A 12,831-nucleotide genomic window follows, 5' to 3' on the forward strand; every position below is an offset into this window, starting at 1 on the left:
CGCGAGTCGTCATCTGCCATCCCGTATCAGGCCGTCTGCCCCAGGCTGTACATGCGGCATTCGGCCAGCAGCGCGAGCAGATTGGGGTCGCGCTCCTTGGCTTTCAGGAATAGCACGCCGATGTGCTGCTGCAGGTGATACTTGGCCTGCAAGGGAATCAACTTGACACGGTTCTCGTACACCGCCGCGATGCGCCCCGGCAGCAGGGCGTAGCCCACTCCCGAACTGACCATGCTGAGCAGGGTGAAGATGTCGTTCACCTGCATCGCCACCTTGGGCTCGAAGCCGGCCTGCTCGAACACCCGCGTGCCATCGCGAAAGGTCGCATAGCCCTGGGTCAGGGTGATGAAGGTGTCGTCGCAGAGATCTGCCAGGTCCACCTCGGCGTGCTCGGCGAAGGGCGAATCGTTGGGCGCTGCCAGGAAGATGTCATCGGAAAACAGTGGCAGCTGTTCGCAGTCCGGATCGCTGACGCTGTCATCCAGGGCGATGAGAATGGCGTCCAGCTCCATGTTCTTGAGCTTGTACATCAGGTCGACGTTGGAGCCGAGGATCAGGTCGATGTTCAGCTCGCTGCGCCGCAGCTTGAGGCCCATGATCAGTTGCGGTACGGTTTTCACCGTCAGCGAATAAAGTGCGCCAAGTTTGAAACGCTCGGCCCCGAACCCCGCTGCTTCGCGGGCCAGGCGCACCATTTCCTCGGCATCCTGGATCAGCTTCTGGGCTTTTTCTTCCAGCACATAGGCGCTTTCCAGCGGGATCAGGTTGCGCCCCTGATGCTTGAACAGCGGGCAGCGCAGCGCGTTTTCCAGCGAGTGGATGGCGCGGTGCACGCTGACGTTACTGGTGTTCAGCTCGCTGGCCGCACGGGCCAGGTTGCCGCTGCGCATGAACGCCAGGAAGATTTCCAGCTTCCTGAGCGTCAGTTCCTCATCGATCTGCATGGGCCAGATCCAAACCCTTGTGATATGGAAGTGGCCCGATTGGGCCGCAGATCAACCGCGCCGTGGCGAATCAGCCGCAGGCGATGCGCTCGATGACTTCGGCTTCGGTGATGTCGATGTTCAGGCGCTGGGAGTCGTAGTCCAGGGTCACCATGTCGCCGGGCGACAGCACGCGGGCAGTGCGTGCGCCGGATTGCTCGCGGGCCCGTTCGACGATTTCGGCGGTGGCCACTTGGCCGAGCAGGTTCTGTGCGGCTTCGGCACTGCATTTGCCGTTGCTGTTGGCGGGTTTCGACGCCTGGGTGGATGCTGTGTCGGTCGAACTGCAGCCGGCGAGCAGGGCGAGCAAAGCGGCGCCGCCAATCAGGTGTTTGAAAGCCATTGCATGATCCTTGTATGTGAAGAGTTCGCGGTGAAGTGCGTGAGTGTGCCGTGTATCGGACTCGGTTGTCGTGCCCGTGTTCCGAATTCAGACAATCGCAGCATGCTCGCCTGGGCGGGCGACCGGTATTTTCTCGCCCATTACCGGCAGCCGATCTTGCACCGGCACGGGCAGGGGCGTCAGGCGGCTCAGCGCGCAGGGCAACATTTCTTTACAATGGCCCGCTGTTTTCAGGATCGAGGCGTACCGTGCAACCGGTCATTTCCATTCAGCAGTTGAACAAGACCTATGCGTCGGGCCACCCGGCGCTCAAATCCATCGACCTGGATATCCGCAAAGGCGAGATCTTCGCGCTGCTCGGCCCCAATGGGGCTGGCAAGACCACGCTGATCAGCATCATCTGCGGCATCGTCAATCCGGGCAGCGGTTCGGTCACGGTAGCTGGTCACGACATATTGCGTGACTACCGTGCGGCCCGCTCGAAGATCGGCCTGGTGCCCCAGGAGCTGTTCAACGAAGGGTTCGAGAGCGTGTGGGCGGCGGTGCGCTTCAGCCGCGGGTTGTTCGGCAAGGCGCCGGACAACGCCTATCTTGAGCAGCTGCTGCGCGACCTGTCGCTGTGGGAGAAGAAGGACGCGCGGATCATGGAGCTGTCCGGCGGCATGAAGCGCCGAGTAATGATCGCCAAGGCGTTGTCCCACGAGCCGGAGATCCTGTTTCTCGACGAGCCCACCGCCGGCGTCGACGTCGAACTGCGCCGCAACATGTGGGAAATGGTGCGCAAGCTGCGCGAGCGCGGGGTGACCATCATCCTCACCACTCACTACATCGAGGAGGCGGAGGAGATGGCCGACCGCATCGGCGTGATCCGCAAGGGCGAGATCATTCTGGTGCAGGACAAGGACACTCTCATGCGCCAGCTCGGCCAGAAGCAACTGACCCTACACCTGCAGCAGCCGCTCGCCGAGTTGCCGCCAGCGCTGCAGCGCGATGAGCTGCAACTGCGTGATGACGGCCATGAGCTGGTCTACAGCTTCGACGGCCAGCAGGACGACACCGGCATCGCCGAGCTGCTGCAGGCCCTGGCCCAGCACGGCATCGCCTTCAAGGACCTGCAGTCGAGCGAACGCTCGCTGGAAGATATTTTCGTCAGTCTGGTGAAGGAGCAGGCATGAATTTCTACGCGATCCGCGCCATCTACCTGTTCGAGCTGGCGCGCACCTGGCGCACCGTGCTGCAGAGCATCGCCACGCCGGTGATTACCACCTCGCTGTACTTCGTGGTGTTCGGCTCGGCCATCGGCTCGAGCATGACCCAGGTGCACGGCGTCAGTTACGGCGCCTTCATCATTCCCGGCCTGATCATGCTGGCGCTGCTGACCGAGAGCATTTCCAACGCCTCGTTCGGCATCTACATGCCCAAGTATTCGGGAACCATCTACGAAGTGCTGTCGGCGCCGATTTCCTACCTGGAGATTCTCGTCGGTTACGTCGGCGCGGCGGCCACCAAGTCCATCGTGCTCGGTTTGATCATCCTCGCCACGGCGCGGCTGTTCGTCGATTTCGAGATTCTGCATCCGCTGTGGATGCTGGCCTTCCTGGTGCTCACGGCGCTGACCTTCAGCCTGTTCGGCTTCATCATCGGCGTGTGGGCCGATGGCTGGGAAAAGCTGCAGATCGTCCCGGCGCTGATCGTCACGCCGCTGACCTTTCTCGGCGGCAGTTTCTACTCGATCAGCATGCTGCCGCCGGTATGGCAGACGGTGACCCTGTTCAACCCGGTGGTGTACCTGATCAGCGCGTTCCGCTGGAGCTTCTACGGCGTGTCGGACGTCAACGTGATGGTCAGCCTGGGCATGATCCTGGGCTTTCTGCTGGTCTGCATTCTGACCGTGGGGTGGATTTTCAAAACAGGTTATCGCCTGAAAAGTTGAAAAAGCTGCTGCGCGTCGGCCCTGCTGCGTTAAAAACAGGCTCGCATGATCCTAGCTCGCGAGCTTTTCGTCAGTGTTGAAGGGTGGGTTCCGAGCTTTTTTCATGCCATTATCCGGCGCAGAAGAATGCCGAGAATGCCCATGCTGGACGAGTTACTCCAACGCGTTCGTGGTTACAGCCCACGTTTCATGGAAACCCAGGAGGGCTTTCCCGAAGCGGCGGTGCTGGTGCCCATCACCCGCAGCGACGAGCCCGAAGTGGTGCTCACGTTGCGCGCCAGCGGCCTGTCCACCCACGGTGGCGAAGTCGCCTTTCCCGGTGGCCGGCGTGATCCGGAGGACCGTGATCTGATCGAAACCGCCCTGCGCGAAGCCGAGGAGGAAATCGGCCTGCCGCCCGGGCTGGTGGAGATCGTCGGCCCGCTGGGCACCTTGGTTTCCCGGCACGGTATTCAGGTCACGCCTTACGTCGGCGTGGTACCGGATTTCGTCGATTACCAGGCCAACGATGGCGAGATCGCCGCAGTGTTCTCGGTGCCGCTGGTATTCTTCCGCGACGACCCCCGCGAAGTCACCCATCGCATCGATTACCTCGGGCAAAGCTGGTACGTGCCGAGCTATCGCTATGGCGAATACAAGATCTGGGGGCTGACGGCGATCATGCTGGTTGAGCTGGTCAACCTGGTTTACGACGCTGACATCGACATGCGCCGCCCGCCCGAGCACTACATTCACCTCAAGTGAACCTGCCTGCGAGACTTCCGTCATGAAATACCGCCTGGGCAAAGCCCGCGTCGAACAGCATCCGCAAAGCTGGATCGCCCCCAACGCCACGGTGATTGGCAACGTGCGTCTGGATGAAGGCGCCAGCGTGTGGTTCGGCGCCGTGCTGCGTGGTGACAATGAACTCATTCATATCGGCCAGAACAGCAACGTGCAGGACGGCGCGGTGATGCACACCGATCCGGGCTCGCCGCTCACCCTGGGCACCGGCGTGACCGTTGGCCACAACGCCATGCTGCATGGCTGCACGGTGGGCGATTACAGCCTGGTCGGCATCAACGCCGTGGTGCTCAACGGTGCGCGTATCGGTAAGCACTGCATCATTGGCGCCAACGCGCTGATCGCCGAGGGCAAGGAAATTCCCGATGGCTCGCTGGTGGTGGGCTCGCCGGGCAAGGTGGTGCGTGAGCTCACCGAGCCGCAGAAAAAGATGCTCGAGGCCGGTGCCGCTCACTACGTGCACAACGCCAAGCGCTACGCCGCCGAACTGGCCGAGCAGGACGACTGATGCAGACCCTCGAACGCCCGGTCGCCTCGCCCTGCGTGCATGTCTGTGCGCTGGACGAAGAAGACATCTGCATCGGTTGCCAGCGCAACGTCGACGAGATCACCCGCTGGAGCCGCATGGCAAACGACGAGCGTCGTCAGGTGCTGCAGCTTTGCCACGAGCGGGCCCGCGACAAGGGCATTTTGCTTTAAGGATCTGTTCACGGTCTTTTTAAGCGACATCAATAGTCTGCTACAAGGCAGAAGCGGCCGCTCGCTGATCCACTGTGGGAGCGCGCCATGCGCGCGAAAAATCGCGGGCATGGCCCGCTCCCACAAATACTCCACCAATGGCCTCTCCCGCCCCTCTGCAGTCCAAAGAGATGAATTCAAGCCAGAAAACGCGGGTAGGCATCTAACAGGATGCGCTGCCTTTGGCGCATCCCTGCTCATTGTTCAGTCGTTGCGTGCGCCGCCAAACGCGGCGCAGCCGCGCATCAGCTTGCCATTGAGGCGCAGTTGGGCGCTCATGTGCTGCACCGCGCCGCTCATGCTGTCCACGCAGCGTTGCGGCGAGAGCCACAGCTCCACGCGTTCGCCGTTGGCTTCGCTGGTCAGGTTGATACGGCCCTCTGGCAGTTGTTCTTCCATGTAAGGCAACGCCAGCGGCTCGTGGTCCGGGCCACTGAGCACCATGCCCTGATTACTGACCGTCACACTCCAGAACGGCTCCTGGCCTGCGGCGCGCACCAGGGTGCGTTTGAAGTTGGGGTCGTCGCAGCCGTGCCCCTCGGGTTGCAGCCGGTACACGCGGCTGACCTGCATCGCGCCATCGGCGCCGCTGACCTGGGTCGAGCCCATGACCCCGCGCAGATCGGCGAACAGCGCCGAGTGGCCATCGCCCAGCAATTCGCTGGCATCCTGGGTGATGGTGGTGGTGCCTTCGGCAATCGCGAAGCGGCGCGGATCCTCGCAGGGCTTGAGCCACAGCTGGCCGTTTTCGCGAGTCAGCTCGCCCTGCAGGCGCGTCTGGGCTTTTTCCGCATCCGCAGGTTTGCTCTTGTACACCTGACAACTGGCGAACAGCGGCAGCAGGGCGAACACTAGGAGTTTACGGCTGATGTGCATGGGGCTCTCCGTCTGGCGAGCGGCCACGTTACCGAGGCCGTGGGGCAATCTCAAGGAGGCCTGACAATGATTTGCTGCAAGCGGGTTTATGAGCCAGCTGAAGATACCGACGGCTACCGGGTACTGGTCGATCGGTTGTGGCCGCGGGGCGTGAGCAAGGCTGGACTGCAGCACCATGCGTGGCTGCGCGAGGTGGCGCCGTCCACCGCGTTGCGCCGGGCGTTCGGCCATCGGGTTGGTGCGTTCGAAGCATTCAGTCAGGGCTATCGCCGCGAACTGGCGGCCCACCCAGAGCACTGGCAGGGCCTGCTGGCGCGTGCCGGTGCAGGCAGCGTGACGCTGCTCTACGCCGCCCGTGATCAGGAGCGCAACAATGCGCGCGTGCTGCAGGATTTTCTCGAGGATGAACTGGATCGGCAGGGCGCGAGCAGCTCGCCCGTGTGCTACGCCGGCGAGCTGTAGGGCTTGGGTGCTGTATAGGATCATTCGCGATAATTGCGTATGTAGTGACCATAACGTCGCGGAAGCAGCCTGTGAATGCGTGGCTTTTGTAGGAGGGGCTTTAGCCCCGAGCTCTTTGTTTGCCTTGATAAAAACTCGGGGCTAACGCCCCTCCCACGAGTTCGCTGGATGTCCGCTTCTGCCTTGTAACAGCCACGCTCTTTGTCCACCACCGCGATTGCAGGGCGGTGGATGAGGCAGGCCGCGCAGGTGAAGCATCGGCCAAGCGCCCAGATCCACCCTATGGATTAGCGGTTATCTGTGGGAGCGGGCGGGGACGCCCAGTCCATGCCCGCGATTTTTCGCGCGCATGGCGCGCTCCCACAGTGGATCGGGGAACGGCCGCTTCTGCCTTGCAGCAGCCACGCTCTTTGTCCACCACCGCGATTGCAGGGCGGTGGATGAGGCAGGCCGCGCAGGTGAAACACCGGCCAAGCGCCCAGATCCACTCTATGGATTGGCGGTTATCCGTGGGAGCGGGCGGGGACGCCCAGTCCATGCCCGCGATTTTTCGCGCGCATGGCGCGCTCCCACAATGGTTCGGCGAACGGCCGGTTCTGCTTTATCGCAGTCGATTCACCGGCCACAAGCTCCCAGAAACCCAAGGATCGTTAACGAGCTTCGACGCCAACCGGGCGTAGAAAACTGCGCTCGTAGCTGAGGATGCAGCGGTTCTGCTGGGCGTAGGCGAAGGCGGCCAGGCATTCTTCATCCTGCATGGAGCGCTCGCGATAGTCCTCGTAGGCCGTCAGGCTGGGGAAACTGAACAGCGCCAGGGCCACATTGTTGGCGCCTTCGGATGGCAGGAAATAGCCGTGGTGCTGGCCGCCGAATTTCTCCACCAGGGGAATCCACAATTTGGCGTAGTGCTCGAATTCGGCCAACTGGTACGGGTCGATGATGTAGCGCAGGTAACAGGTGATCATGGTCTTCTCCTTGACGGGGCGGGCAGCATAACGCGCGCAGCGATGCCCCGCATCAGGGGCAGCCAAAGGTCTGGCCGAGATCCTTCAGCGTTTCGTGGGTGGTGCGCAGGGTGTTGTCCTTGGCGAAGACGCCGAGGTAAATCAGCAGACCATTGGGCAGCAGCAGAAAGCCTGCCAGCCACAGATTGAAGTCCGTTGCGATCAAGGCGTACAGCGATCCACCCAGTGTCAGCGCGGTGATCGACAGAAACACGCAGCGCAGGCCTGTGAAGCTGCGGCGCTCGAGATCGATTGGCGTATAGCTCTTCACAACAGCCAGCCACCTTCACGCATTCAACAGACGCTCCAGCAGCCACGAAGCCGCTGGGCCCAGCGGTCGCGCGCGTGACCAGACCACATCGACGGGCACCTGCTTCGGCCAGCCGTTGACCTTCAGTTCATGTAGCCCGTCGCCACCGTGGTTCTGCACCAGCTGGCGGGGCAGGGCGGCCCAGCCGAAACCCAGGGCTGCCATTTCCAGAAGCAGCAGGTAGTCCGGCGCGGACCAGCAGCGGCCACCGCTGCCGGGCAGGTCGTCCAGCTCACCGTGGCGGGCCGCCACGCTGCTCAGGCGCATTACGCGCCAGTGCATCAGGTCTTGGAAGGTGGCGCGCGGCAACTGGCTGAGCGGGTGGCCCTTGGCGACGAACAGGCCGAAGTCTGCTGCGTCTGCCAGGCTCGCGTGGGCGAATTCGGGTGGGTAGGTGGCCTGGGCGGCGAGCAGGCCCAGGTGCGCGCGGCCCTGGCCGACCAGATCGAGCACGTCGGCGTGCTCGGCGAAGAAACACTCGAACTCAAGGTCCGGATAGCATTCGTCGAGCTCCACCAAGCGCGCCTGGTACTGGCTGGTCTGGTAGGCATCGGAGAGTACCAGCGTCAGCTTGGGCTCCAGGCCCGAAGCCAGTTGGCTGGCCTGGCGCAGCAGGCGATCGGAGGCAGCCAGCACGTCTTCGACATGGCTCAGCAGGCTGGCGCCGGCATCGGTAAGCGTCAGCTGGCGGGCGCCGCGCTCGAACAGCGTGACGTCCAACTCGACCTCCAGGCGCGAAATCGCCTCGCTGATTGTCGACTGGCTTTTGCCCAGGCGCCTGGCGGCAGCGCTGAACGAGCCGGTAGCGGCCGCCTGCGCGAAAGCGTGAAGTGATTCTGGAGAAGGGTTCATATCGGTTAAGCCGATGGCAGTTAACTTTTAAATGGCAGTTTTACCGATGAGAATAGCGTCATCGATCTTATCTGGCGAGTCTGAAATGAAGCAGTCCAACGTTGCCCGGCGCTCCATGAAGGAGCGCGTATTGCATGCCATCCTGTTCGAAGTGATCGCCGTGATTTTGTCGGCACCGCTGCTGGCCTGGGTCATGGATAAGTCGTTGGTGCATATGGGCGTGTTTACCCTGATGGTTTCGGCCGTCGCCATGCTCTGGAATATGGTCTTCAACATCCTGTTCGACATCGCGCAGCGATACATTGGCTTCGAGCGCGGTCTGTGGGCGCGGATCAGCCACGCGCTGCTGTTCGAGGTCGGTCTGATCATGTTGCTGGTGCCGCTGGGAGCTTGGTGGCTGTCGATCAGCCTGGTCGAAGCGTTTTTCCTGGAAATCGGCCTGATCCTGTTCTTCCTGCCGTACACCCTGGGCTACAACCTGGCCTACGACAAACTGCGCGAGCGCTATTTCAGCCGGCGCCAGGCGCGCTCGCTGGCATGCCCCTGATGGCCGAGCGCGCATGGCCGTCAGTCCCGGCCGGCTTGTAGCCGACCGGCGGCTGCCACTAAGCTGCGCGGTTTTCGCTACTCCAGAGTCGGCATGGCCACGCAAAGCATCATTGTTCCGCGCATTTCCAGTTTTCCCGGTCACGAGCGCAAGGCGCAGCAGGTTCTGCGTTGGCTGGCCAAGCGCGACATTGTCGCCGCGCTGCCGACCACCTGCGGGCGTAGCGGCATGGCCTACGCCATCGCGCCGGGAGCCAGCCGAGTGGTGGAGGCGGCCGAGGGGTTGCCATTCGATCAGCCGGTCAATGGCCTGGAAGTCATTTACCGACGCTGCATCTATACGCCCACCGAGGCTTTTCTCGAGGAAGCCGGTTGCCCGGAATGCCGGCAGGAAATCGGCGAAGCGCTTTTCGAGAGCCTGGACGAATGGATGCCCGGCGAGACCGATAACTTCACCTGTCCGCTGTGCGGGCATGAAGACGACATCAATGGCTTTCTGTTTCTGCAGCCCTGCGGGTTTTCCAACCTGGGCTTCATCTTCAATGGCTGGGCGCAGGCGCGATTCACTGCGGCTTTTCTCGAAGAGTTCGCCGAGCGGTTGGGCTATCCGGTGACGGTGGTGGAGGCTTGAGCGAGGCGTCGACCGCTCGACGAAGTTGCTGCTTTCGAACGAAAAGGGGAGCTCTTCCTTGAGCCTGAGATAGTTCAGGCTACACGAATGCGCTTCGGTTCCCCGCTCTGCGACAATCGTTTCGATTAAACGCCGAACGGTCATTCCCATTCTTTACATTGAGTGACAGCAGCCGACTCGGTATAATGGCGCGCTTCCAATTTTCCCGCCTGGGAGCCCCCGCCATGCTGCGTATCAGTCAAGAAGCCCTTACCTTCGACGACGTTCTTCTCATTCCCGGTTTCTCCGACGTTCTGCCGAAGGACGTAAGCCTCAAGACTCGCCTTACCCGCGGCATCGAGCTGAATATCCCGCTGCTTTCCGCGGCCATGGATACCGTCACCGAAGCCCGCCTGGCCATTGCCATGGCGCAGGAAGGCGGCATTGGCATCATCCACAAGAACATGACCATCGAGCAGCAGGCCGCTGAAGTGCGCAAGGTCAAGAAGTTCGAGTCTGGCGTGGTCAAGGACCCGATCACCATCGAGGCCGACGCCACCGTGCGCGACCTGTTCGAGCTGACCCGCCAGAACAACATCTCCGGTGTGCCGGTGCTGAGCAATGGCGACCTGGTCGGTATCGTCACCTCCCGCGATGTGCGCTTCGAGACCCGAATGGATGCCCTGGTGCGTGACGTGATGACGCCCAAGGAGCGCCTCGTCACCGTCAAGGAAGGCGCCGCCAAGGAAGCCGTTCGCGACGTGCTGCACAAGCACCGCATCGAGAAAGTGCTGATCGTCGACGACGCCTTCACGCTCAAGGGCATGATGACCGTCAAGGACATCGAAAAAGCCAAGGCCTACCCGCTGGCCAGCAAGGACGACCAGGGGCGTCTGCGCGTCGGCGCTGCGGTCGGCACCGGCGCCGATACCGGTGACCGCGTAGCCGCGCTGGCCAATGCCGGTGTCGACGTGATCATCGTCGACACCGCCCACGGTCACTCCAAGGGCGTGATCGAGCGCGTGCGCTGGGTCAAGCAGAACTTCCCGGACATCCAGGTGATCGGCGGCAACATCGCCACCGGCGCTGCTGCCCTGGCACTGGCCGAAGCTGGCGCTGACGCGGTCAAGGTCGGCATCGGCCCGGGCTCGATCTGCACCACCCGTATCGTTGCAGGCGTCGGCGTGCCGCAAATCTCCGCCGTGGCCAACGTCGCCGCTGCGCTGGAAGGCAGCGGCATCCCGCTGATCGCCGACGGCGGCATCCGCTTCTCCGGTGACCTGTCCAAGGCCATCGTCGCTGGTGCCTCCGCCGTGATGATCGGCTCGATGCTGGCCGGTACCGAAGAAGCCCCAGGCGAGATCGAACTGTTCCAGGGCCGCTCCTACAAGGCCTACCGCGGCATGGGTTCGCTGGGCGCCATGTCCCAGGCTCAGGGCTCCTCGGATCGTTACTTCCAGGATTCCGCCGCTGGTGCCGAGAAGCTGGTTCCCGAAGGTATCGAAGGCCGTGTGGCCTACAAAGGCGCCATGGGCTCCATCGTCCATCAGCTGATGGGCGGCCTGCGTGCCTCCATGGGCTACACCGGTTGCGCGACCATCGACGAGATGCGCACCAAGCCCGAGTTCGTGCGTATCACCGGTGCCGGCATGGCCGAATCCCACGTCCACGACGTGCAGATTACTAAAGAGGCCCCGAACTACCGGGTCGGTTGATTCCCAGCATCACCTTTCAACGGGGCTGTATCGACAGCCCCGCGTTGTTTCTGCTTCCACTGACGAGAACAGAGTCATGGCCCTCGACATTCACGCTCACCGTATCCTGATCCTCGACTTCGGTTCCCAGTACACCCAGCTGATCGCTCGCCGCGTGCGCGAGATCGGGGTGTTCTGCGAACTGCATCCCTGGGACATGTCCGACGAGGACATCCGTGCCTTCGCCCCGCGCGGCATCATTCTCGCCGGCGGCCCCGAGTCGGTTCACGAAGCCGACAGCCCGCGCGCGCGCCAGGCCGTGTTCGACCTCGGCGTACCGCTGCTGGGCATCTGCTACGGCATGCAGACCATGGCCGAGCAACTGGGCGGCAAGGTCGAAGGCTCCGACCTGCGCGAGTTCGGCTATGCCCGCGTCGACGTGGTCGGCAAGAGCAAGCTGCTCGACGGCATCGAAGACCATGTCGACGCCGACGGCGTGCTGGGCCTGGACGTATGGATGAGCCACGGCGACAAGGTCACCCAGCTGCCGAGCCAGTTCAACGTGCTGGCCAGCACCCCGAGCTGCCCGATCGCCGGCATGTTCGACGACACTCGCGGTTACTACGGCGTGCAGTTCCACCCGGAAGTGACCCACACCAAGCAGGGCGGTCGCATCCTCACCCGTTTCGTGCAGGACATCTGCGGCTGCGAAGCGCTGTGGACGCCGTCCAACATCGTCGAAGACGCCATCGCCCAGGTGCGTGAGCAGGTCGGCGACGCCAACGTGCTGCTGGGCCTGTCCGGCGGTGTCGACAGCTCGGTGGTCGCCGCGCTGCTGCATCGCGCCATCGGCGACCAGCTGACCTGCGTGTTCGTCGACAACGGCCTGCTGCGTCTGCACGAAGGTGACCAGGTGATGGCCATGTTCAAGGAAAACATGGGTGTCAAGGTGATCCGCGCCGACGCTGAAAAGCAATTTCTCGACAATCTGGCCGGCGAAGCTGACCCGGAGAAGAAGCGCAAGATCATCGGCCGCACCTTCATCGACGTGTTCGACGCCGAAGCCAGCAAGCTGCCGAACATCAAATTCCTCGCCCAGGGCACCATCTACCCGGACGTGATCGAGTCGGCTGGTGCCAAGAGCGGCAAGGCCCACGTGATCAAGTCGCACCACAACGTCGGCGGCCTGCCGGAGGAAATGAACCTCAAGCTGGTCGAGCCACTGCGTGAACTGTTCAAGGACGAAGTGCGCAAGATCGGCCTGGAGCTGGGCCTGCCGTACGACATGGTCTACCGCCACCCGTTCCCGGGACCGGGCCTGGGCGTGCGCATCCTCGGTGAAGTGAAAAAGGAATACGCGGACATCCTGCGCCGCGCCGACCACATCTTCATTGAAGAACTGCGCAAGGCCGACTGGTACCACAAGACCAGCCAGGCCTTCGTGGTGTTCCAGCCGGTACGCTCGGTGGGCGTGGTCGGTGACGGCCGTCGCTACGCCTGGGTCGTCGCCCTGCGCGCCGTGGAAACCGTGGACTTCATGACCGCACGCTGGGCACACCTGCCCTACGAGCTGCTGGAAATCGTCAGCGGCCGGATCATCAACGAAATCGACGGCATCTCCCGCGTCACCTACGACGTATCGAGCAAGCCGCCAGCGACCATCGAGTGGGAGTGATCCCGCGTCCGGTCTAGGCCGG

Annotated in this window: 16 protein-coding genes; 10 read left to right on the forward strand and 6 right to left on the reverse strand. The window is 62.7% G+C overall.

The window, feature by feature from the left end; genetic code table 11:
• Positions 1-26 precede the first annotated feature (26 nt).
• Entirely contained in the window at positions 27-944 is a 918-nt protein-coding gene (locus tag BVH03_RS11840) for a LysR substrate-binding domain-containing protein (protein WP_075961347.1), read from the reverse strand.
• Between the two features lie 70 nt (positions 945-1,014).
• Complete coding sequence (locus BVH03_RS11845) at positions 1,015-1,326, reverse strand: I78 family peptidase inhibitor (RefSeq protein WP_075961348.1); 312 nt, start codon at positions 1,324-1,326, stop codon at positions 1,015-1,017.
• Between the two features lie 248 nt (positions 1,327-1,574).
• Between BVH03_RS11845 and BVH03_RS11850 the strand changes: the two genes are divergently transcribed.
• The 5 genes from BVH03_RS11850 to BVH03_RS11870 all read left to right on the forward strand — a co-directional run bounded on the left by BVH03_RS11850 (position 1,575) and on the right by BVH03_RS11870 (position 4,741).
• Positions 1,575-2,501 carry an ABC transporter ATP-binding protein gene (locus BVH03_RS11850; RefSeq protein WP_075961349.1) on the forward strand — a complete coding sequence of 309 codons (927 nt, stop codon included), beginning with the start codon at positions 1,575-1,577 and terminating at the stop codon, positions 2,499-2,501.
• The gene (locus BVH03_RS11855) at positions 2,498-3,259 is read left to right on the forward strand and encodes an ABC transporter permease (protein ID WP_075961350.1); all 762 of its coding nucleotides are present in this window, start codon (positions 2,498-2,500) and stop codon (positions 3,257-3,259) included. Before BVH03_RS11850 ends, BVH03_RS11855 begins: the two co-directional genes overlap by 4 nt.
• Before the next feature lie 141 nt (positions 3,260-3,400).
• Positions 3,401-4,003, forward strand: a complete 603-nt coding sequence (locus BVH03_RS11860) for a CoA pyrophosphatase (protein ID WP_075932716.1) — start codon at positions 3,401-3,403, stop codon at positions 4,001-4,003.
• Positions 4,004-4,025: 22 nt separating this feature from the next.
• Entirely contained in the window at positions 4,026-4,550 is a 525-nt protein-coding gene (locus BVH03_RS11865; protein WP_075961351.1) for a gamma carbonic anhydrase family protein, read from the forward strand.
• Positions 4,550-4,741: a DUF1289 domain-containing protein gene (locus BVH03_RS11870; protein ID WP_075961352.1), complete on the forward strand. Its 192-nt coding sequence runs from the start codon at positions 4,550-4,552 to the stop codon at positions 4,739-4,741. Before BVH03_RS11865 ends, BVH03_RS11870 begins: the two co-directional genes overlap by 1 nt.
• 243 nt (positions 4,742-4,984) lie before the next feature.
• On the opposite strand, the gene BVH03_RS11875 is transcribed toward BVH03_RS11870, so the two are convergent.
• Positions 4,985-5,656: a COG3650 family protein gene (locus tag BVH03_RS11875; RefSeq protein ID WP_075961353.1), complete on the reverse strand. Its 672-nt coding sequence runs from the start codon at positions 5,654-5,656 to the stop codon at positions 4,985-4,987.
• Positions 5,657-5,722: 66 nt separating this feature from the next.
• Here BVH03_RS11875 and BVH03_RS11880 point away from each other — a divergent pair, with 66 nt between their 5' ends.
• Positions 5,723-6,118 (forward strand): DUF488 domain-containing protein, encoded by a 396-nt coding sequence (locus BVH03_RS11880; RefSeq protein WP_075961354.1) that lies wholly within the window; start codon positions 5,723-5,725, stop codon positions 6,116-6,118.
• A gap of 650 nt (positions 6,119-6,768) precedes the next feature.
• On the opposite strand, the gene BVH03_RS11885 is transcribed toward BVH03_RS11880, so the two are convergent.
• The 3 genes from BVH03_RS11885 to BVH03_RS11895 are packed head-to-tail and all read right to left on the reverse strand — an operon-like array spanning position 6,769 to position 8,284.
• Positions 6,769-7,083, reverse strand: a complete 315-nt coding sequence (locus BVH03_RS11885) for an NIPSNAP family protein (RefSeq protein WP_075961355.1) — start codon at positions 7,081-7,083, stop codon at positions 6,769-6,771.
• Between the two features lie 52 nt (positions 7,084-7,135).
• Positions 7,136-7,393, reverse strand: a complete 258-nt coding sequence (locus tag BVH03_RS11890) for a hypothetical protein (RefSeq protein WP_075961356.1) — start codon at positions 7,391-7,393, stop codon at positions 7,136-7,138.
• Positions 7,394-7,408: 15 nt separating this feature from the next.
• Positions 7,409-8,284: a LysR family transcriptional regulator gene (locus BVH03_RS11895; RefSeq protein WP_075961357.1), complete on the reverse strand. Its 876-nt coding sequence runs from the start codon at positions 8,282-8,284 to the stop codon at positions 7,409-7,411.
• 85 nt (positions 8,285-8,369) lie between these two features.
• Here BVH03_RS11895 and BVH03_RS11900 point away from each other — a divergent pair, with 85 nt between their 5' ends.
• The 4 genes from BVH03_RS11900 to guaA all read left to right on the forward strand — a co-directional run bounded on the left by BVH03_RS11900 (position 8,370) and on the right by guaA (position 12,809).
• Positions 8,370-8,831: a multidrug/biocide efflux PACE transporter gene (locus BVH03_RS11900; protein WP_075961358.1), complete on the forward strand. Its 462-nt coding sequence runs from the start codon at positions 8,370-8,372 to the stop codon at positions 8,829-8,831.
• Positions 8,832-8,924: 93 nt separating this feature from the next.
• Positions 8,925-9,461 (forward strand): sugar ABC transporter ATPase, encoded by a 537-nt coding sequence (locus BVH03_RS11905; protein WP_075961359.1) that lies wholly within the window; start codon positions 8,925-8,927, stop codon positions 9,459-9,461.
• Positions 9,462-9,685: 224 nt separating this feature from the next.
• Positions 9,686-11,155: an IMP dehydrogenase gene (gene guaB / locus BVH03_RS11910; protein ID WP_075961360.1), complete on the forward strand. Its 1,470-nt coding sequence runs from the start codon at positions 9,686-9,688 to the stop codon at positions 11,153-11,155.
• A 76-nt stretch (positions 11,156-11,231) separates the two neighbouring features.
• Positions 11,232-12,809 (forward strand): glutamine-hydrolyzing GMP synthase, encoded by a 1,578-nt coding sequence (gene guaA, locus BVH03_RS11915; protein ID WP_075961361.1) that lies wholly within the window; start codon positions 11,232-11,234, stop codon positions 12,807-12,809.
• Positions 12,810-12,831 lie beyond the last annotated feature (22 nt).

The organism is Pseudomonas sp. PA15(2017) (genome assembly GCF_001945395.1).
GTDB lineage: Bacteria > Pseudomonadota > Gammaproteobacteria > Pseudomonadales > Pseudomonadaceae > Aquipseudomonas.